Annotated in this window: 17 protein-coding genes; 4 read left to right on the top strand and 13 right to left on the bottom strand. The window is 69.6% G+C overall.

Annotation, left to right across the window (positions count from 1 at the left end; all coding sequences use genetic code 11):
- Window positions 1–195: 195 nt before the first annotated feature.
- The 7 genes from ACZ7SW_RS33040 to ACZ7SW_RS33010 form a co-directional block, all read right to left on the bottom strand.
- A complete protein-coding gene (locus ACZ7SW_RS33040) occupies window positions 196–402 on the bottom strand; it encodes a hypothetical protein (protein ID WP_370939002.1) in 207 nt (68 codons plus the stop codon).
- Between the two features lie 185 nt (window positions 403–587).
- Window positions 588–785: a DUF397 domain-containing protein gene (locus ACZ7SW_RS33035; protein WP_470234328.1), complete on the bottom strand. Its 198-nt coding sequence runs from the start codon at window positions 783–785 to the stop codon at window positions 588–590.
- Window positions 786–798: 13 nt separating this feature from the next.
- Window positions 799–1,698 carry a helix-turn-helix domain-containing protein gene (locus ACZ7SW_RS33030; RefSeq protein ID WP_470234273.1) on the bottom strand — a complete coding sequence of 300 codons (900 nt, stop codon included), beginning with the start codon at window positions 1,696–1,698 and terminating at the stop codon, window positions 799–801.
- Between the two features lie 426 nt (window positions 1,699–2,124).
- A complete protein-coding gene (locus ACZ7SW_RS33025) occupies window positions 2,125–3,027 on the bottom strand; it encodes an acyl-CoA thioesterase (RefSeq protein WP_470234272.1) in 903 nt (300 codons plus the stop codon).
- A 36-nt stretch (window positions 3,028–3,063) separates the two neighbouring features.
- A complete protein-coding gene (pyk, locus tag ACZ7SW_RS33020; RefSeq protein ID WP_470234271.1) occupies window positions 3,064–4,488 on the bottom strand; it encodes a pyruvate kinase in 1,425 nt (474 codons plus the stop codon).
- A 167-nt stretch (window positions 4,489–4,655) separates the two neighbouring features.
- Window positions 4,656–5,321 carry a DUF2461 domain-containing protein gene (locus ACZ7SW_RS33015; RefSeq protein ID WP_470234270.1) on the bottom strand — a complete coding sequence of 222 codons (666 nt, stop codon included), beginning with the start codon at window positions 5,319–5,321 and terminating at the stop codon, window positions 4,656–4,658.
- A 58-nt stretch (window positions 5,322–5,379) separates the two neighbouring features.
- Window positions 5,380–6,606, bottom strand: coding sequence for a glycoside hydrolase family 18 protein (locus ACZ7SW_RS33010; protein ID WP_470234269.1), 1,227 nt, complete (start codon window positions 6,604–6,606; stop codon window positions 5,380–5,382).
- A 169-nt stretch (window positions 6,607–6,775) separates the two neighbouring features.
- Here ACZ7SW_RS33010 and ACZ7SW_RS33005 point away from each other — a divergent pair, with 169 nt between their 5' ends.
- Both ACZ7SW_RS33005 and ACZ7SW_RS33000 read left to right on the top strand, forming a co-directional pair.
- Entirely contained in the window at window positions 6,776–7,078 is a 303-nt protein-coding gene (locus ACZ7SW_RS33005; protein ID WP_182890918.1) for an ArsR/SmtB family transcription factor, read from the top strand.
- A gap of 10 nt (window positions 7,079–7,088) precedes the next feature.
- Window positions 7,089–8,525, top strand: a complete 1,437-nt coding sequence (locus tag ACZ7SW_RS33000; protein WP_470234268.1) for an aromatic amino acid ammonia-lyase — start codon at window positions 7,089–7,091, stop codon at window positions 8,523–8,525.
- On the opposite strand, the gene ACZ7SW_RS32995 is transcribed toward ACZ7SW_RS33000, so the two are convergent.
- On the bottom strand, window positions 8,522–9,085 hold the full coding sequence (locus ACZ7SW_RS32995) for a 3'-5' exonuclease (protein ID WP_470234267.1): 564 nt from the start codon (window positions 9,083–9,085) through the stop codon (window positions 8,522–8,524). The two genes, ACZ7SW_RS33000 and ACZ7SW_RS32995, sit on opposite strands and share 4 nt — an antisense overlap.
- A gap of 79 nt (window positions 9,086–9,164) precedes the next feature.
- Complete coding sequence (locus ACZ7SW_RS32990; protein ID WP_470234266.1) at window positions 9,165–11,981, bottom strand: AAA family ATPase; 2,817 nt, start codon at window positions 11,979–11,981, stop codon at window positions 9,165–9,167.
- Window positions 11,982–12,147: 166 nt separating this feature from the next.
- Between ACZ7SW_RS32990 and ACZ7SW_RS32985 the strand changes: the two genes are divergently transcribed.
- Complete coding sequence (locus ACZ7SW_RS32985) at window positions 12,148–13,893, top strand: putative Ig domain-containing protein (protein ID WP_470234265.1); 1,746 nt, start codon at window positions 12,148–12,150, stop codon at window positions 13,891–13,893.
- A 48-nt stretch (window positions 13,894–13,941) separates the two neighbouring features.
- Here the strand turns inward: ACZ7SW_RS32985 and ACZ7SW_RS32980 are convergent, their stop codons facing one another.
- From ACZ7SW_RS32980 to ACZ7SW_RS32970, 3 genes are all read right to left on the bottom strand, one after another.
- Entirely contained in the window at window positions 13,942–14,376 is a 435-nt protein-coding gene (locus ACZ7SW_RS32980) for a VOC family protein (RefSeq protein WP_470234264.1), read from the bottom strand.
- Window positions 14,377–14,385: 9 nt separating this feature from the next.
- Window positions 14,386–15,660 (bottom strand): S41 family peptidase, encoded by a 1,275-nt coding sequence (locus ACZ7SW_RS32975; RefSeq protein ID WP_470234263.1) that lies wholly within the window; start codon window positions 15,658–15,660, stop codon window positions 14,386–14,388.
- An 84-nt stretch (window positions 15,661–15,744) separates the two neighbouring features.
- Entirely contained in the window at window positions 15,745–16,770 is a 1,026-nt protein-coding gene (locus ACZ7SW_RS32970) for a 6-phosphofructokinase (protein WP_470234262.1), read from the bottom strand.
- Window positions 16,771–17,062: 292 nt separating this feature from the next.
- On the opposite strand from ACZ7SW_RS32970, the gene ACZ7SW_RS32965 reads away from it, so the two are divergent.
- The gene (locus ACZ7SW_RS32965) at window positions 17,063–18,151 is read left to right on the top strand and encodes a 3-deoxy-7-phosphoheptulonate synthase (RefSeq protein WP_470234261.1); all 1,089 of its coding nucleotides are present in this window, start codon (window positions 17,063–17,065) and stop codon (window positions 18,149–18,151) included.
- Window positions 18,152–18,676: 525 nt separating this feature from the next.
- On the opposite strand, the gene ACZ7SW_RS32960 is transcribed toward ACZ7SW_RS32965, so the two are convergent.
- Window positions 18,677–19,165, bottom strand: coding sequence for a polyadenylate-specific 3'-exoribonuclease AS (locus tag ACZ7SW_RS32960; RefSeq protein WP_067595152.1), 489 nt, complete (start codon window positions 19,163–19,165; stop codon window positions 18,677–18,679).
- Between the last annotated feature and the right edge of the window lie 17 nt (window positions 19,166–19,182).

Below are 19,182 nucleotides of genomic sequence, written 5' to 3'. Positions count from 1 at the left end.
GCCCGGCGAACGGAACAGAAGCTCCACCCCAGCAAGCGTCGCGGATCGGATCCGTCCAGCGAACGGAACGGAAACTCCGCCCCAGCAGGCACCGCGGGCCAGGTGGTCCGGCGGGCGGAGCGGCCGCCCCGGAACCCGTGTTCCGGCCTGCCGCCCCGCCCGACCCCCTTACCGTCCCCGGCCCGGGCCCGGGGCTCAAGCGCTATGTCGCGCCCTTGCCTCCGGTACCGTCGCGGTCCGCCTTTGCTGGCGGGGCACCTCGACGTTCGTGATGCGGTGTGCGCGCACCCAGCGGACCACGCGGTTGCCGCGGCTCAGGCGGGCCTGGCGGGCGGCGCGGCGCAGTTCGGCCATCCGGTAGTCCACCTCGGCGCGGGTGGCGTCCCAGTTGTAGTCGCTCATTGTTCTCTCCCCAGCGGGTCGTGGTTCCTTGCTGAAGACCACTTTCGTGCTGAGGGCCCCTCCCGGACATCAGGTGATCGCCTACACCCGGACGCGAAAAGACCCCTTACCCGCGCTTTCGACTAGGGAAGTCCAGGTCGAGCGGGGTAAGGGGTCTTAGTGCAGCGATCAGCCGAGCGAACGGGTCAAGCCTGTCCCTGGCCGCGCACCGCGTCCAGCAGCCCCTGCCAGGCGGCGGCGGGCAGGCGGAACGCCCCGCCTTCCGGGTCTTTGGAGTCGCGCACCGCGGCGCCGCCTGCGACGAAGGCGACCTCGACGCAGTCGTTGCCGCCGCCGCTGTAGCTGCTCTTGCGCCACTGGGCACCGGAAAGGTCGGCCATCATGGTCCCCACATCCTCACTGTCTCGGGTTGGTTTTCCTCGGTTCCTGAACCGCGGCGGCCTGTTCGGCGAACCGGCCGGCCGCGTCGGTGATCAGAGCCACCGAATCGTCCGGTTTCAGCGCTGCTGCGCGCAGGTGGTCGAACATCAGCGCGTAGCGCCGGACGTCTTCGGGCTGTTCGAGGTACAGGCCGCTGGAAGTGCTGTCGTCGACGTAGACCACGTCGGGATCGGCCTGCTCGGGGAAGCCCATGATGAGGAACGGTCCCTCCATGCCGGGGTGCGCCCCGGCTCCGAACGGCACCACCTGGACGGTCACGTTCGGCTTCTCGGCCATCGCGCTCATCCGGTACAGCTGTTCGGCCATCACCTCGGCGCTGTCGACCACGCGGTGCAGCACCGCCTCGTCGATCACCGCCCAGTACTCGACCGGCGGGTCGTCGGCCAGCAGCTGCTGGCGCGCCATCCGCGCGGCGACCCGGCGGCGGGTCTCGGCCTCTTCGGCGTCCGGGCGCAGTGCGCGGATCACCGAGAACGCGTAGCGCTCGGTCTGCAGCAGCCCCGGAACCAGCAGCGCCTGGAACGCGCGCAGCGAACTCGCGTCGGCTTCGAGGCCGACGAAGGTGCCGGTGAAGACTTCGTTGTAGGCGTGCCACCAGCCGCGTTTGCGCGCTTCACGCGCCAGCTGGACGAGCGCTTCCTGCTCGTCGCCGGTGATGCCGTACAGCGCGAGCATGTCCCTCGCGTCGCGCGGGGTGACGCCGACGTGGCCGGTCTCGATGCGGCTCACTTTGGACGCCGAGCACTCCAGCTTCTCGCCGACCTCGTCGATGGTGAGATCGGCGGCTTCGCGCAGCCTCCGCAGCTCGCTCGCGAGGCGCCGGCGGCGAACGGTCGGTCCCTGGCCTCTCGCCACGGCAGCACCTCCGGTCGTATTGTTGCCCGCACCGCATATCTAACCAGGTGATCGACTTGTCAGTGGAGTAATCACACCGGGGAATTCCCGCCGTCGCTCCGGGGAGATGCCGACACGTGGTTCCGACCTGCATTATGCAGAGTGCGCTTGTACTCTGGCATCCTGCGGGCCGAGACGCGAATCCAGCCGCGCCGACGGCCCTGAGCAGCGTAGACGACGGCCGTCCCGGCTATTCGCGGACACCGCGCTAAAGCGGACGACCAGGTGTCCGGGACCGACCCCCGACCGGTCCCGGGCACCTTCCTTCGTCTCGCGGGTATTACTCAGACGTGTTTTCCCGCGCAATTTCGCCACGGGAGTGTGGCAGTTTCCGACGATTTCCTTGCAGACAGCCACTCTGAGTGGTCACCCGTAGGCCGGATGTCCTTACCGGACCCGCAGCAGTCCTTCTTGGACCACGGTGGCGACGTGCAAGCCGTCGCGGGTGAAGAACCGGCCGGTGGCCAGCCCGCGGGCGCCCGAGGCGCTCGGCGAGGTGCTGTCGTAGAGGAACCACTCGTCCGCCCGGAATGGACGGTGGAACCACAACGCGTGGTCGAGGCTCGCGCCGAGCACCTTGTCGACGTCCCAGTACACGCCGTGCCGCGCGAGGACCGAGTCGAGCAGGGTCATGTCCGAGGCGTAGGTGAGCACGCAGACGTGCTGCAGCTGGTCGTCGGAAAGCACGCCGTCGGCCCGCATCCAGACGCGGTGGTGCGTGGGGCGTTCGCCGGTGGTGCGGGTGACCCACGGCGGTTCGCCGATGTAGCGGATGTCGATCGGCCGCGGGTGCTCGCTGAAGCGCAGGCCGTAGCCCGCGGTCAGCTCGGGGAAGGTCGGCAGCGACTCCGGATCCGGCACGTCCGGCGGCATCGTCTCGGCGTGGTCGATGCCCGGCTCGTCCTTCTGGAACGACGCGGACAGCGAGAAAATCGCCTTGCCGTGCTGGACCGCGACCACGCGCCGGGTGGTGAACGAGCGGCCGTCGCGGATGCGGTCCACTTCGTACACGATCGGGACGCTCGGGTCGCCGCCGCGGATGAAGTACGCGTGCAGCGAATGGACCCGCCGCTCCTCCGGAACGGTCCGGCCCGCCGCGACGAGCGCCTGCCCGGCGACCTGCCCGCCGAACACGCGCACCGGCGAGTGCGCGGGCGAGACGCCGCGGTAGATGTTCTCTTCGATCTTCTCCAGGTCCAGCAGCGCGACGAGCTTGTCCAGCACCGGCTGCCCGCCGCCACCGGTGCTCGTGTCGAGTCCGGTGGCGGCTTCCCTGGCCATCTCAGTCATGCCGGAACCCTATGCAACCGAGGTCCGGCACGTCCCTTATGCGTGGTCGTCTTCACCGAGCCGGTGGACGTGGATCAGGTTGGTCGACCCGACGGTCCCGGGCGGGGAGCCCGCGACGATCACCACGAGGTCGCCGCGCTGGTACTTGCCCATTTCGAGCATCGCGTGGTCGACCTGCTGGATCATCTGGTCGGTGGAGTCCACGCGCGGCACGATCTGGGTCGTGGTGCCCCAGGTGAGCGCCAGCTGGCTGCGGACGCTCTGCTCCGGCGTGAACGCCATCAGCGGCAGCCGCGTGTGCAGCCGCGCGAGGCGGCGCACGGTGTCGCCGGACTGGGTGAACGCGACCAGCGCCTTGGCGTTGAGCCGCTCGCCGATGTCGCGGGCGGCGTAGGAGATCACGCCCCGCTTGGTGCGCGGCACGTGCGACAGCGGCGGCACGACCGGCGAATCCGTCTCGACGGCCTCGACGATCCGGCCCATCGTCTGGACCGTTTCGATCGGGTACCGGCCGACGCTCGTCTCGCCGGACAGCATCACCGCGTCCGCGCCGTCGAGGACCGCGTTCGCGACGTCGGACGCCTCGGCGCGGGTCGGGCGGGAGTTGTTGATCATCGACTCCAGCATCTGCGTGGCGACGATGACCGGCTTCGCGTTCTCGCGGCAGATCTGGATGGCGCGCTTCTGCACCAGCGGGACCTGCTCGAGCGGCAGTTCGACGCCGAGGTCGCCGCGGGCGACCATCACCGCGTCGAAGGCCAGCACGATGGCCTCGAGGTTGTAGACCGCCTCGGGCTTCTCGATCTTCGCGACGACCGGCAGCCGTCCCTTGCCCACGCGGTCCATGACCTGGTGCACGAGGTCGATGTCGGCGGGCGAGCGCACAAAGGACAGTGCGATGAAGTCGACGCCCAGGTGCAGCGCGAACTCCAGGTCCTCGATGTCCTTCTCGGACAGCGCGGGCACCGAGACGTCCATCCCGGGCAGCGACACGCCCTTGTTGTTGCTGACCGGGCCGCCCTCGGTCACCTCGCACACGACGTCCGGGCCCTCGACGTCCTTGACCACCAGGCCGACCTTGCCGTCGTCGACCAGCAGCCGGTCGCCCGGCTTGGCGTCCTTGGCGAGTCCCTTGTAGGTGGTCGAGACCCGGTCGTGGGTTCCGGCGACGTCCTCGACGGTGATCCGGACGACGTCCCCGGTGTGCCACTCCGCCGATCCGCTGGCGAACGTGCCCAGCCGGATCTTCGGTCCCTGCAGGTCGGCGAGGATCCCCACCGCCCGGCCGGTTTCGGCGGCCGCGGACCGGACCAGGTCGTAGACCTGCTTGTGGTCGCTGTGGCTGCCGTGGCTGAAGTTCATCCTCGCGACGTCCATCCCGGCGTCGACGAGTGCCCGCATCTTCTCCGGCGTGGAGGTCGCGGGACCCAATGTACAAACGATCTTCGCGCGTCGGCTCACGTCCGGAGAGCCTAGTCGCTTGGGCCGCTCGCGTCTGTACCGATCCCGAAACTCCGGGGGAAGAACGCGGGAAGGATTCAGTTCCGGGCACCGGCGTGCGCTGGGCCGCGGCGCTGGGCCGCGCACCCCTGTGCGGCCCGGAACCACCCGTGCGGGGGATGCCCGGTTCAGCGGCGCGGCTGCTCGCTCGGCCCGACGTGGTCGCGCGCCCATTCGTTGAACTTCCGCAGCTGGCGCCATGATTTCCGGACCCGGTCGAGTGCCTCGCGCTCATGCAGGAAGTCGTCCGGCTCCCAGGCGCGGACGGCGTACACCGAACGGTGCCGCAGCAGGTCGAGGCGCGGATGGTCCTCGGCGAACCCGCGCGGTTTGGACTTCAGCCGGTCGCCGAGAATTTCCCAGCCCGCCTTGCGCAAGCTCGCCAGGATCTTCTCCAGCGCGGGCCCGTGCAGTTCGGTGTCGACCGCCGTGCGGTACCGGGCCAGCTGGTCCGAGGCCAGGTGGAAGCAGCCGCCGCCGACGCGCAGCCCGGCCGGGCCCACCTCGACGTAATACGCTCCCCCGCCGCGGCCGGACTCGATCACGCCGCCGCAGTGCGTCTTGTACGGCGTCTTGTCCTTGGCGAACCGCACGTCGCGATAGGGCCGGAACACCTTCGCCTCGCCGAAGCCCGCGCCGAACTCCGGCTCCAGTTCGGCCAGCAGCGCCTCCATCGGAGCCCGGACGTGCTCCTTGTAAATCGCGACGTTGTCGTCCCAGTAGGCCTTGGTGTTGTCCGCGAGCAGCCCGTCGTAGAACTCGACGGCGTGCTCCCCGAATCCGCTGAACTTCACCCGCAGCACGATAAACCGGGGCACCGACAGAATCGGCGCCCCGGCCGCATCGGACGGGCTACTTGGCGAGCGCGGTGATCAGCTCGCCGTTCGAGGTGTCGCCGGACAGCTCCCAGAAGAAGGTGCCGCCGAGGCCCTGGGACCTCGCGTACGACGTCTTGCCCGCGATGGTCGACGGGGTGTCGTAGCTCCACCAGTTCGAACCGCACTTGGCGTACGCGGTGCCCGCGACGGTTCCGGTCGCCGGGCAGCTCGTCTTGAGGATCTTGTAGTCCTCGATGCCCTGCTCGTACTTGCCGGGAGCCGGTCCGGTGGCGGTGCCGCCGGGCGCGCTCTGCGTGACGCCGGTCCAGCCGCGGCCGTAGAAACCGATGCCCAGCAACAGTTTCGAGGCCGGAACGCCCTTCGACTTCAACTTCTGGATGGCGGCATCCGAGTAAAAGCCCTGCGTGGGAAGGCCGTTGTACGACGTGAGCGGCGAGTGCGGCGCGGTCGGTCCCTGCGCGGCCCAGCCGCCGAAGAAGTCGTACGTCATCACGTTGTACCAGTCGACGTACTGCGCGGCGCCCGCGTAATCGGTGGCGTCGAGCTTGCCGCCGTTGCTGCCGTCCGCGGTGATCGCGGCGGTGACGAGCTTCGACGAGCCGAACTTTCCCCGCACTGCCGCGAGCAGCTTCTTCAGCGCGTCGGGACCGCTGGTGTCACAGGTGAGGCCGCACGCGTTCGGGTACTCCCAGTCGAGGTCGATGCCGTCGAACAGGCCGGCCCAGCGCTTGTCGTTGACGAGGTTGTAGCAGGAGTTCGCGAAGGCTTCCGGGTTCTTCGCGGCCTGCCCGAAGCCGCCGGACCAGGTCCAGCCGCCGAACGACCAGATGATCTTCAGCCCGGGGTGCTTGGCCTTCAGCTTCTTGAGCTGGTTGAAACTGCCCGCGAGCGGCTGGTCCCAGGTGTCGGCGACGCCGTCGACACTGCCCGCCGCGTCATAGGTCTTCTGGTAATCGGCCCAGGCGTCGCCGATCGCGCAGCCGCCGTTGGTGACGTTGCCGAAGGCGAAGTTGATGTGCGTGAGCTTGTTCGCCGAGCCGGAGGTCTCGATGTTCTTCACGTGGTAGTTGCGGTCGTAGATGCCCCAGTCGGTGAAGTAGCCGACCACTTTCCCGGCCGCGGCCTCGGTTCTCGCGGGCGCGGCCGTCGAAGCGGCGGGGACGAGCGCGGCCGCGGCGGCGAACGCCGCGGTCGCCAGGCCGGCCAGTGCCAGCAGGCGTTTTCTGCGCAAGCGAAGCATCGTTGCTCCCTTCAGGAGTCACCGTCGGTGACGAAGCGGTAACGGTGGGGACGAATGCACCGTAAGTGGACTAGACCACCAGGTCAATGGTTTAGACCACAAACCGGACATTCGGCGGTACTCGCATTCCTTGACAGGCATATGCCCCGCGAGGCAGATTTCCGGGGTGATGCAGACCTTCGACGTGCTGGCCGAACCCCGCCGCCGCGCGCTGCTGGACCTGCTGCTCGAAGGCGAGCGGTCGGTCGGCGAACTGGTGGCCGAACTCCGGCTCAGCCAGCCCGCCGTGTCCAAGCACCTGCGCGTGCTGCGCGAGGCGGGGCTGGTGACCGTGCGGGTGTCCGCGCAGCGCCGCTGCTACCGGCTGCGCGCCGAACCGCTGGCCGAAGTGGACGCCTGGCTCGCGCCCTACCGGCAGTTCTGGGCGGACCGGCTCGACGCGCTCGAACAGCGGCTGGACGAAACCGAATGAGGAGCACGCCGTGATCCGAGTGGACGGCCGGACCCTGCGGTGCGCCGACGTGGTCGCGGCGGCGCACGCCGAAGGCCCGCTGGCGATCGACGTGTCCATCGCGGCGATGCGCGCCGCCGAGCATTCGTGGAAACTGGCCGAGGACCTGAGCACCCGGCGAGTGGTCTACGGCCGCACCACCGGCGTCGGCGCGAACAAGGACGACGCGGTGGACGAGCCCGCCGAGCACGGCCTTCGCTTGCTGCGCAGCCACGCCGGCGGCAGCGGCGACCTGCTGCCGGACGGACATATCCGCGCGATGCTGCTGATCCGGCTCAATCAACTGCTGACCGGCCGGTCCGGAATCAGCCCGGAGCTGATCGGCGCGCTCGCCGAAGCCGTGCGCAGCGGTGCGCTGCCCGTGGTCCACCGGCTGGGCGCGATCGGCACCGGCGACCTCGCTCCGCTCGCGGAAACCGCGCTCGCGCTGGCCGGGGAACGCGAGTGGGCGATCGGTGCGGTGCCACCGGTTCCGGTGTACGCGGGCGACGCGTTGGCGTTCATGAGCAGCAATGCCGCGACGCTCGCCGAAGCAACTCTCGCCGCGATGAGCCTGGACACGCTCACCCGCGCGAGCCACGCCGTCGCCGCGCTCACGTACGTGGCTCTCGACGGCAACCCCGAGGCGTACGCGACACCTGTGCACGAAGCACGTCCGCACGCCGGGCAGGTGGCGTGCGCGGCTGAAATGCGTCGCCTGTTGGGCATGCACGGCACGCCGAAGCCGGGGCGTCGGCTTCAGGATCCCTTCGGGTTGCGCGCTTTTCCTCAGGTGCAAGGCCCCGCACTGGACGCGATCCACTATCTGCGAGACGTGCTCGCGGTGGAAATCAATGCCAGCACGGAAAATCCGATGATCTCTACGGTGCACGGCGATGCGTACCACCACGCGCACTTCCACACCGCGTACGTCTCGACCGCGCTCGACCAAGCCCGCGCGACGGTGCATCAGGTCGCGGAGTTGTCCGTGGCTCGGTTGGGCGACCTCGTGGAACCGGAATTCACTGGCTTGCGCCCGTTTCTCGCGGTCGGGCCGCCGGGGAGTTCCGGGGTGATGATCCTGGAGTACGTCGCGCACGACGCGCTCACCGAACTGCGGCAGGCGGCGTTGCCCGCGACGCTCGGGACCGCGGTGGTGTCACGCGGGATCGAGGATCACGCGAGCTTCTCGACCCAGGCCGCGCGGGCGGCCACCGCGGCGGCGGCTGCTTACCGGCAGGTGCTGGCGTGCGAGCTGGTGGCAGCGGTGCGGGCATTGCGGATCCGGAAGGCTGAGCTGGTGGATCTCCCGGTGCGGGCGGCGTTCACGGCCGCGGTCGAGGTGCTGGACGAACGGCTGGAGGATCGGCCGTTGACTGAGGACATCGCGAAAGCGGCTGGAATTCTGGACGAACTGGCGCGAATCTAACCGTTCGGCCATGCCCCGCGCTTCGCGATGTCCAGTACCAGCGCGGCGATGTTCCACGCGTCGTCGTCGCCGCGATGGTGCCGGCCTTCCAGCGGAAGACCCGCGACGGCAAGGGCTTGGGCCATTCCAAGCCGGCGACGCAGGCCGTAGGCCGCGGTGAAGGCGACCTTCGCGTTGGTGTGCCGTCCAGCGAACGGGTACTCGGTTCCGGTGTGGCGGCATTGCCGGAGGAACTGATTGCGGTCGTAGTCTCCCCAGCTGGCCCACGGCGACTCCGCCGCGCGATGCCGCACTGCCAGCGTTCGGCAGGCTTCCCGGAACGACAGGCCGCCTTCGACCTCGGCTTGGGTCAACCCCGTCAGCTCCGTGCAGAACGGGCTCACTTCGGACCGGGCCGGACGGACCAGTATCCGGTGCTTGGCCACCCGCTCGCCCGCACGCAGATCGACGACCGTCAGCCCGATCTCGATGATCTCGCCGACCTGGCCGGGCGGCGGTTGCTTCTCCCAGCAGGTCGCTTCGACGTCGACCACGTTCAGGAGGTCCGGCCAGCTGTCCATTCCAGCGAGTGTAGAAACCGAAGCCTGCCGGGGCACCCGAGTTTTCCGGCAGTGGAACCGCCCTCTGTGGACAGTCCGATCAGTCCTCCGCCAAGGCATCCCGCCGCAAAGCCGCGAACAACTCCTCCGCCCTCCCCCGGTCCCTCGCCGCAGCAGCACAATCACCCCGACGGTCCGAGAGGCCAGCTTGCGCGGCGCTCACGCGGGCAAGCAGGTACGGCGAAGCCACCCGTTCAGCCAACGAGCGCGCCTCCTCCATGCTCTCCTCCGCCGACGAAAGGGATCCACGGCGAAGGAAAGCAAGGCCCTGCACCCGGAATGCATCCGTGCGAGCGAGGATGTGGTCGATGTGCTCAGTACAGGCAACAGCCTCCGCAGCGGTCTCCCCAGCGGCGACCGGATCGCCAGCCGCCAGTTGTGCCTCGGCGAGGAACGGCAGCGCATCGGTCATCTGCCAACTCCGCTCCCCTTGCATCGCCAGCAACGGCAGCAACCGGCGCACCCCTCGCTCGGGACGGCCCGCACGCACGTCGTTTTCCGCCAGCTGCGCGGAAGCGTTGCAGATGATGTCGGCATTGTCGCTTTCGTGACCCAGACGAATCACCTTCGTCAGGTCCTCGGCTGCCGCAGAGAATCGCCCACAGGCTGACCACAATGCACCCCGGCCGATAAGGGCCATCGCGCCGCACATAGGCGACCTGCCGTGTCCCGCGAGTTCCAGCGCTTGGCTGAACCGCCGCCGCGCGTCGCCCCAGCGGCCGACGTAGACCGCGCTCGCGCCGACGTTGCACACCGCTCGGCTGAGCAGTTCCCGGTCGCCGAGTTCCTCGGCCAGCCGGAGGATCCGCTCGAACTGCCGGTCCGCCCGGGCCAGTTCGCCGCGGTAGTGGTGCAGCACCGCGACCCCGGTCAGGGCGCGGACGACGATTTCCCGGTCGCCGCACAGTTCCGCGGTGGCAGCAGCCGTGTGCAGATCGGCCAGTGCTTCCTCGTTGCGGCCGAGCAGCCGCAATGCCAGGCCACGCCGCAGATGCCCGCCGGAGAGACCATGCTCGTCCCCCACCGCTTCCGCGGCGACGATCGCGGCGGTGGAGACCTCGACGGACTCTCGATAGCGCGTGCTCTGATAGAGATTGGCAGCGCGAGCAAGCCGCAGCCGTACGGCCGATCCTCCCGGTCGGTCCTCCGTCAGCGTCGGCGCGATCCGGGCGAGTCCCTCGCGCGGAGTGCCGCGTTGGTAATGCAGATAGCCGATCCGGGCGATCACCAGTCGTTGCCGTTCCTCGTCGCCTTCCTTGCGGTACACCAAAAGCGCGCGCTCAGCGGCGGCGAGTGCGGCGTCGTAACGGCCAGCAGCGGCGAGTGCGTCCGCCCAGGCTTCGGCCGCTTCGGCGACCTCGGCCTGGGAACCGGTGCGGTCCAGCAGATCGACCAGCGCGCCCAGGTGCTGCGCGGCCGTGTCGTGCGCGGCTTGCCTGCTGGCGTTCTCCGCGGCGTGCCGCAAAGTCTGCGCGGCGCGTTCGGTGTCCTGCGCGTGCGTGTAGTGATACGCCGCGGCCGCGCCGCCCAATGCCTCGGCCAGTCTGCGGTGCAGCACATGCCGGCGGCTTGGCGGCAGGTCTCCGTTCATCACCTCGGCGACCAGTTCGTGGGTCAGCCGGACACCGTCGGCGTTCTCGTCCAGCAGCCGCGCGGTGTGCGCGGGTGCCAGCACCTCCGACAACTCCGCCGGGTCCAGCCCGGCAGCCGCGGCAAGGACGTCCGGGTCCATCCGCTGCTGCCCGACCGCCAGCAGCGTCAGCACCTCGGCCGTGCGTTCGGGCAGCGAACCGAGTTGCCGCCGCACCGCGTGCGCGAGCCCCCACGGCAGTTCCGCGGGCGGTTTGCCGGATCTGCCCAGCACGTGTCCCAATTGGACCAGGAACAACGGGAGACCGCCGGCCAGCCGGAGCACCCGCTCCCGAGCGGACTGTCCCACCTCGGTCCCGGCGCTGTGGTGCAACAGCGTCGTCGCGTCGTCGTCCGCCAGCGGGGCCAGGGAATGCTGTGTCAGCAAGCCTTTCCGGTACAGATCGAGCAGAGTGTCGGCCAACGGCTCGGCCGCGGCGATCTCGGTGTCGCGGTAGGCGGCGAGGAAGCGGACCCGGTCCGGCCGGACGTCCTGGACGAGCGAAGCCAGCAGCGCCAGCCCGTCCGGACCGGCCCATTGAAGGTCGTCCAGGATCACAAGCACGCCACGGCGCCGGGCGAGCGTGTCGAGAAACCGGGCTGCCTCGGCGAACATCAGCCAGCGGGGCGGAGCCGGTTCGGCGGTGCGTTGTTCGGGCAGCAGGAACGCCAGTCCGGGTCCGGCGGGATGCTCGGCCCCGTGCCGGGCGAACGCTTCCGACAGCGGCGCGTACGGCTCTCCGCCGTGCCGGGAGCAGGCCGTGGAAAGCACCACCGTGCCCCGGGTCTCGGCCAGCGTCGCGGCTTCGGTCAGCAGCCGGGTCTTGCCGATGCCGGTCTGTCCGGCGAAGACCAGAAACGGCCTGCCCGTACCGGAAATGTGCTTGTCCAGCAAGGCGTGTTCCTCGACGCGGCCGATGAGGTCCGGTGCCGGACGAGGCGGCGGGACCGGGTGCTCCGGCGGGCGCTGCCTGCCGCGCCGGGCGGCCGCGAGCAGTTCGGCACGGCCGTCCTCGGGCAGCGCGAGACCGTCGGCGAGCAGCTGCACGGTGACCCGCCGCGGATGCCGCTGCCCGCGTTCGAGATTCCCCACGCCGCGAGTGCTCAGCCCGCAGCGCTGCGCCAGTTGTTCCTGCGTCAGCCCGGCCGCCCGGCGCAACCGGACCAGCGTCCGGTCGAACGTTTCCGTCGCGCCGTCCGGCATGTCCCGCACCTCCCGCCGGTCCATGGTCGCTCGCCCAGGGGCGCGGAACATCCTCCGAAGGTCTGGTTCCTCCTCCCGGCACAACAGCCGGTTGTGCCGGTTGTTCCTGGTTCCCGCCGCCTCGGTGAAATCCAATGGCGGCACCGCTTTTCGCCCGTCTTCCGGGCAGCGGCGTACCAGGAAGGACGCGATGATGCGTGTGGGAATGACCTTGAGACGGCTGGCTGCCGCCGGTGCGGCGCTCGCTCTGGGGGCCGGGGTGGCGGCGACCTTCACCCCCGCCGCCGACGCCAGCCCGCAGCTGAGCCCGGCGTCGTGCGCCAACGCACCCGAGGGCTACGCGAAATGCCAGGCCGTGCGACTGGTCTCGGCAGGTGCCCGGCCGGCCAGCGCGATGAGCCCGGCCGACCTGCAGAAAGCCTACGGTGTCGCCGGGCTGAAGAGCGGCGGGACCACCGTCGCGATCGTCGACGCCTTCGACGACCCCGGCATCGAAAAGGACCTCAACGACTTCCGGTCGCACTGGGACCTGGGCTCCTGCACCAAGGCGAACGGCTGCCTGACCGTGGTCGGCCAGGACGGCACGAGCACGCTTCCGACCAAGACCGACTCGGGCTGGGCGACCGAGATGGCCATCGACGTGGACGCGGTCAGCGCGCTCTGCCCGGACTGCAAGATCCTGCTGGTGGAAGGCAACAGCAACGAGGACAGCGACCTCGCGGCGGCCGTCGACAGCGCGGTCCGGCTCGGCGCGAAGATCGTGTCCAACAGCTACGCCGACCACGAAAGCGCGATCCCCTCGGACGCCGAGCAGCACTACAACCACCCGGGCGTCGCGATCCTCGGCGCCACCGGCGACTGGGGCAGCGAAAGCGGCGCCCAGGCCGAATACCCGGCCACCTCGCCCGAGGTGGTGGCGGTCGGCGGCACCACGCTGACCGCGTCCGGCGGCGGCTACTCCGAAACCGCCTGGAACAAGGCGGGCAGCGGCTGTTCGAGCAAGTTCGGCAAGCCCGCCTTCCAGAACGGGATCAGCACCGCCTGCGACAATCGGGCCACTTCGGACATTTCCGCCGACGCGGATCCCAACAGCGGCATCACGATCTACGTCAACGGCCAGCAGTCGCAGTACGGCGGCACCAGCCTGGCCACGCCGATCGTCGCCGGCATCTGGGCGCTCGCCGGGACGCCGAAGGACGGCGACAACGCCGCGACCTACCCGTACGCGCACCCCGGCGACTTCACCGACGTCACCTCGGGCAGCAACGGCAGCTGCGGCACGGTGATCTGCGACGCGGGCACCGGCTGGGACGGCCCGACCGGCCTCGGCACCCCGCACGGCGTCACCGGCCTGACCCCCGGCGGCGGCACCAACGGCAAGCTCAGCGTCAGCAACCCGGGCAACCAGAACAGCGTGGTGGGCAAGGCGGTTTCGCTGAAGGTCAGCGCTTCCGGCGGCACCTCGCCCTACACCTACTCGGCGGACGGCCTCCCGGCCGGACTGGCCATCGACGGCAAGACCGGTTCCATCACCGGCACGCCGAGCGCCGAGGGCACCAGCAAGGTCACCGTGACGGCCACCGATTCGGCCGGAGCGACCGCGCAGGCTCCGTTCACCTGGACCGTCACGACGGCCCCGGTGGGCAAGCTGACCGCGAAGTTCACCACCGACTACGACTACGGGTTCGGCGCCTTCGCGCACTTCACGATCACCAACGCGGGAGCGTCGGCGGCGAACGGCTGGACGCTGTCGTTCGACCTGCCTTCGAACGAATCGCTGTCGAACACGAACCCGGGCACCGCGTCCGGGTCCACCGGGCACGTCGTGATCACCGGCCACGACACCGTCCCGGCGGGCGGCAGCCTCACCGTGTCGCAGATCTACCAGGTGTCGGGCGGCTCGTTCACCGCTCCGGCCAACGTGTCCGTCTCCTGATCTGACAGCGTCGCCGTGCCGTGGCTCAGTCACGGCACGGCGAGGTCGTCAGTCCACGCAGAACTCGTTGCCTTCGACGTCCTGCATCGGGATGCAGGACTCGTTCACGCCGTCGGCGCGCAGCACCTGCACGATCGACGCGCCCAGCGCGACCAGCCGCTCGGCCTCGGCCTCCAGGGCCGCAAGCCGCTCGTCTCCGACAAGACCGGTGCCCACGCGCACGTCCAAGTGCACCCGGTTCTTCACCACGCGGCCTTCGGGCACGCGCTGGAAGTACAGCCGCGGGCCGACACCAGTCGGATCGACGCAGGCCGCCCACGCGCCCTGCTCCTCGGGCGGCAGAGAACGGTCGAACTCTGCCCAGTCGGCGAACCCTTCCGGCGGTGGCGGCTCGACGTACCCCAGCACCTCGCACCAGAAGCGGGCGACGCGCGCGGGTTCCGCGCAGTCGAAAGTGACCTGGAATTGTTTGACCGACCCCATGCGCTCACCCTACCGGCGGGCGGCGGCCAGCGCCGGGTCCCGCCCGGCGGCGAGGTCGTCCGGGGCGAAAACCGGGACCTCGAGGTCCGGGCTGATGCCGGTGCCGTCGTACGTGCGGCCGCGCCGGTCGAGGTACTCCTCGTTCGGCAGCGCCACCTTCCAGCCCTGTTTCGGCAGCGTCCGCTCCAGCATGTCCGAGAAGGCGCCCTGGGTGGACTGTCCGATCAGGACTGGCCGCGGATGCCGGTTCAGCAGCGCCTGCAGGAAGGTCTCCCCCGCTGAGACGTCCAGGCTGCCGGTCAGCACCGTCAGCGGACCGGTGTAGCGCGGTGCCGCGGCGGGTTGCACGAAGAACGGTTGCGGCACGGTGAACCGCGTCGGGTCGTCCGGGTCGTTGCGGGCGCGTTTGGCGTAGGCGAAGTGCGGGACGTCCGTCAGCCGGGCGGCGACCTGCAGGCCCAGCGGATCGTCCCCGCCGCCGTTGACGCGCAAGTCGAGGATCAGGCCGCGCAGCGCGTGCACCCGGTCGGCGGTGAAGATCTGGTCCAGCGCTGTCGCCAGGACCTTGCTGCTGGCGGCGAAAGTGTCGGCGTAGTCATGGAATCCGCTGATCCGCAGGTATCCGCGACCGTCCGGCAGATCGGCGTAGGAGATGGCCCCGTCCGCCCAGTTGTGGATCGGTGCGCCAAGGTTCGCGTCGGCGACGGCGATCGCGCGCGGGACAGTCGTTTTCAGATCCGGGGTGCCAGGCCGAGGTGAAGAGCAATGCCGACCCGGCGCGAGCAAGCCGACGTGAGCGTCGCGCAGCGGGCGGATCAGTCCGCATAGGACGTCGACGAGCCGGTCCGGATGCGCGGCGAGCTCGCGACGGGCAGTGTCCCCTTCGGACTTCCAGTCGACGCCTTTCGCACGGAAAAACGGGTAGTTCTCGGCAAAGCTGTGCCAGAAAACGTCGAACAGGTCAGCAGCCGAAGCCCGGCACGCGGGCGGCAATCCCCCAGGGACACGGCGCAACGACCGCACGCCCAGGTTGTCGTCGAAACTCATCCGGCCCGGCCGGACGGTGACGACGGAGCCCTCGTTCGTCGAAAACCTTGTGCCGTCGCCAGTTCCGGAAAGCGTGCCGGGCAAACAGCTGGCCTCGGTGACGTCGTAGGTCGTCAGCTCGCCGCCGGACACTTGGACCAGCTGCCCGTACCCGTCCGTCCGCCACACACCGTCCACAGTGGAAGGAGGAACGGCGGTCACCGAGAGCATCGTCAAGCCCGCCAGGAAGATTCGCACGAGCCGAGGGTAGAAAAAAGCCGGGGACGCGCGGAATACCGCACGCCCCCGGCACCGTGGCGGGGTTGCCCCTACCCGGGAAACTCAGCCGAAGAAGACTTCGGCTTCCTGGTAGCGCTCCAGCGGAACGGTCTTCAGCTCGGCAGTCGCCTCGGACAGCTTCACGCGGACGATGTCGGTGCCCTTGAGCGCCACCATCACGCCGAAGTCGCCGTCGGCGACCGCGTCCACCGCGTGCAGGCCGAAGCGCGTCGCGAGGACCCGGTCGTACGCGGTCGGGGTGCCGCCGCGCTGGACGTGGCCGAGCACGACCGCGCGCGATTCCTTGCCGGTGCGCTCGGTGATCTCGTCGGCGAGCCAGTTGCCGATGCCGCCGAGCCGGACGTGCCCGAAGGCGTCCTTCTCGCCGGTGACCAGCACCTCTTCGCCGCCCTCGGGCAGCGCGCCCTCGGCGACGACGATGATCGGCGCGTACTCCTTTTCGAAGCGGCGCTCGACCCACTGCACGACCTGGTCGACGGAGAAGTGCCGCTCCGGCACCAGGATCACGCTCGCGCCGCCGGCGAGGCCGGAGTGCAGCGCGATCCAGCCCGCGTGCCGCCCCATGACCTCGATGACGAGCGCGCGGTGGTGCGATTCGGCCGTCGTGTGCAGCCGGTCGATCGCCTCGGTGGCGATGGAGACCGCGGTGTCGAAGCCGAACGTGTAGTCGGTGGCCCCGAGGTCGTTGTCGATCGTCTTGGGCACGCCGACGACGCCGATGCCGTCGTCGGTCAGCCGCTTGGCGACGCCGAGGGTGTCCTCGCCGCCGATCGCGATCAGCGCGTCCACGCCCTGGTCGGCGAGCACCTCGCGGATCTTGTCGACGCCGCCGTCGACCTTGTACGGGTTCGTCCGCGACGACCGCAGGATGGTGCCCCCGCGGGTGAGGATGTCCTCGACGTCGGCGAGGCCGAGCGGCCGGCTGTCGCCGGTCAGCGGGCCCTGCCAGCCGTTGCGGAAGCCGACGAACTCCCAGCCGTGCACTTCGACGCCCTTGCGGACCACCGCGCGGATGACCGCGTTCAGGCCGGGGCAGTCGCCGCCCCCCGTCAGCACACCGACACGCATCTGTTGCCTCCGTCTTTCCTCGCAGGGAGAGTGCAGTCACAGTCCGCGGACAGCGTAGCGGCTTTCATCTGGATCGGTGCAGGCCGGACCACCTGCCCAATCCGGTCCAGGCCGGGGTCTCCCGGCGGTGTGTTACCTTGGGCCCGTGCAGCGCTATTTCTGGTTTGCGAAGCCGGCCCCGGGTGGGCACGGCGGCGTGAACCTGCGCTGACCTCCACCCCCGAGCCGGATCTCGAACCGGCTCGGCGAATCCCCCGCGGGTCGGTGTCCACCAGGAAGGAACCACCCGCTCATGAGCACCCGCCTCGTCGCCGCCCCCGCCGACGCGAGCACGCTGGACAACCGCCGCACCACCTCGGTCAGTCCCCTCATCTCGCCCGCCTTGCTGCGCGAAGACCATCCCGTCGACGCCGTCGTCGCGAAGGTCGTGCAAACCGGCCGCACGGAAACGGTCGACATCCTCGACGGCCGCGACGACCGCCTCGCCGTGATCGTCGGCCCGTGCTCGGTCCACGATCCCGAAGCCGCCCTCGACTACGCCCGCCGCCTGGCCGCCAAGGCAGAATCGCTGCGCGAAGACCTGCACATCGTGATGCGGGTGTACTTCGAAAAGCCGCGCACGACGCTGGGCTGGAAGGGCCTGATCAACGACCCGGACCTGGACGGCACCTTCGCGGTCAACAAGGGCCTGCGCCTGGCCCGGAAACTCCTGCTGGACGTCTCCGAACTGGGCCTGCCGGTCGGCTGCGAATTCCTGGACCCGATCACCCCGCAGTTCATCGCCGACATCGTCACCTGGGGCTCGATCGGCGCCCGCACGGCGGCCAGCCAGGTCCACCGGCAACTGTGCAGCGCCCTGTCCATGCCGGTCGGCATCAAGAACTCGACGGAAGGCGACATCCAGGTAGCCGTGGACGCGACCCGCGCCGCCGCCGCTTCGCACGTCTTCCCCGGCATCAACGTCGACGGCCTGGCCGCACTGGTGACGACCTCCGGAAACCCGGACTGCCACGTAATCCTGCGAGGCAGCACCGCCGGCCCGAACCACGACCCGGCCAGCGTCGAGGAAACCCTCGCCCGCCTGGCGAAATCCGGCCTGCCGGAACGCCTGGTGATCGACGCGAGCCACGGCAACAGCAACAAGGACCACGTCCGCCAGTCGGAAGTCGTCCGCGACCTGGCGAGCCGAATCTCCGCGGGCGAACGCGGAATCGCCGGCCTGATGCTGGAAAGCAACCTGGTGGCCGGACGCCAGGACCTGGTGCTGGGACAGTCGTCGGAATTGACCTACGGCCAGTCCATCACCGACGCCTGCATGGACTGGGACACGACGGAAGCCCTGCTGGACACCCTGGCCGCCGCAGTCCGCACCCGCCGCTGACCCCCGGCCCCGCCGCCCCGCCCCGGTCCCTCCAGGGACTCCCATTCCCTCAAGGTGGCCCTCACAGACGCCAGCTGTCCGTGAGGGCCACCTTCAGGGACTCTGATTCCCTCAGGGTTCCCCTCACGACCAGCCAAAGTCCGTGAGGACCACCCTCAGAGACTCGGATTCCCTCAAGGTTCCCCGAACACCCAGCCAAAGTCCGTGAGGGCCCCCTCGAGGGAATCAGATTCCTTCAAGGAGCCCTTCACAGACCACCCGCCCCACCGACACCCGCGACCCCCAACTCACCACACCCCCAAACCGCGCGCCCCCACCCGCAGCCCACGCACCCAACCAACCATGCACCCACACCACCCCCGCACCCCGATACGAAGCCAAAAATGCGGACGGCGGGTGCTTGTCAAGGCATCTTTCCCGCCTTGACAAGCACCCGCCGTCCGTCATCACAATCAGCTTCGGGGTGCCCCCACTAAAACCAGGGCGCAATGTCGCCCCCAGGCGACGAGCCGCCCCGCCCGCCCCTCACCTCCGCCGAAACGCCTCCTCAATAACCCCCCACCGCTGCAAGTTATGCCGAGCATCAGCCAACGCGTCATGCTGATCCCCAGGCGCGGCAGGCAGCTTGGGCTTCCCCGCGTCCTCCCACCGCTGCCGCAGATCCCGGGTGAACCGGGGCAACTGCCGAGGCAACGCGGGCATCGGCCCCCACAACTGCGCCAGCGCCACATGGTCGTAAGCCGCGAACCACGCCCACAGCTCGATCCCCCCGGGCGGCTTCCCGAAGAACTCCAGCAGATCCGCCCGGATCCGCTCGCGGCTCCGCCAAGCCGGATCCGCCGGGGAAGGCAGCTTGGGCAGCACGTTCTCCCGCACCCAAGCCCCGGCCCTCCCGGGGTCGAAATCAGTGGACACGGCATAGAACTCGCGTCCGCGCTCGTCAACGACACCGATCGACACCAGGTCAATCGTCACGCCGTCCTCAATAAACTCGGTGTCGTAGAAAAAACGCACCGGGGAACTCTAGTGGG

It is taken from the genome of Amycolatopsis sp. NPDC114484 (assembly GCF_055633755.1).
Note: the sequence above shows the minus strand (reverse complement) of the source record. Positions and strands in the feature narration are given on the sequence as shown.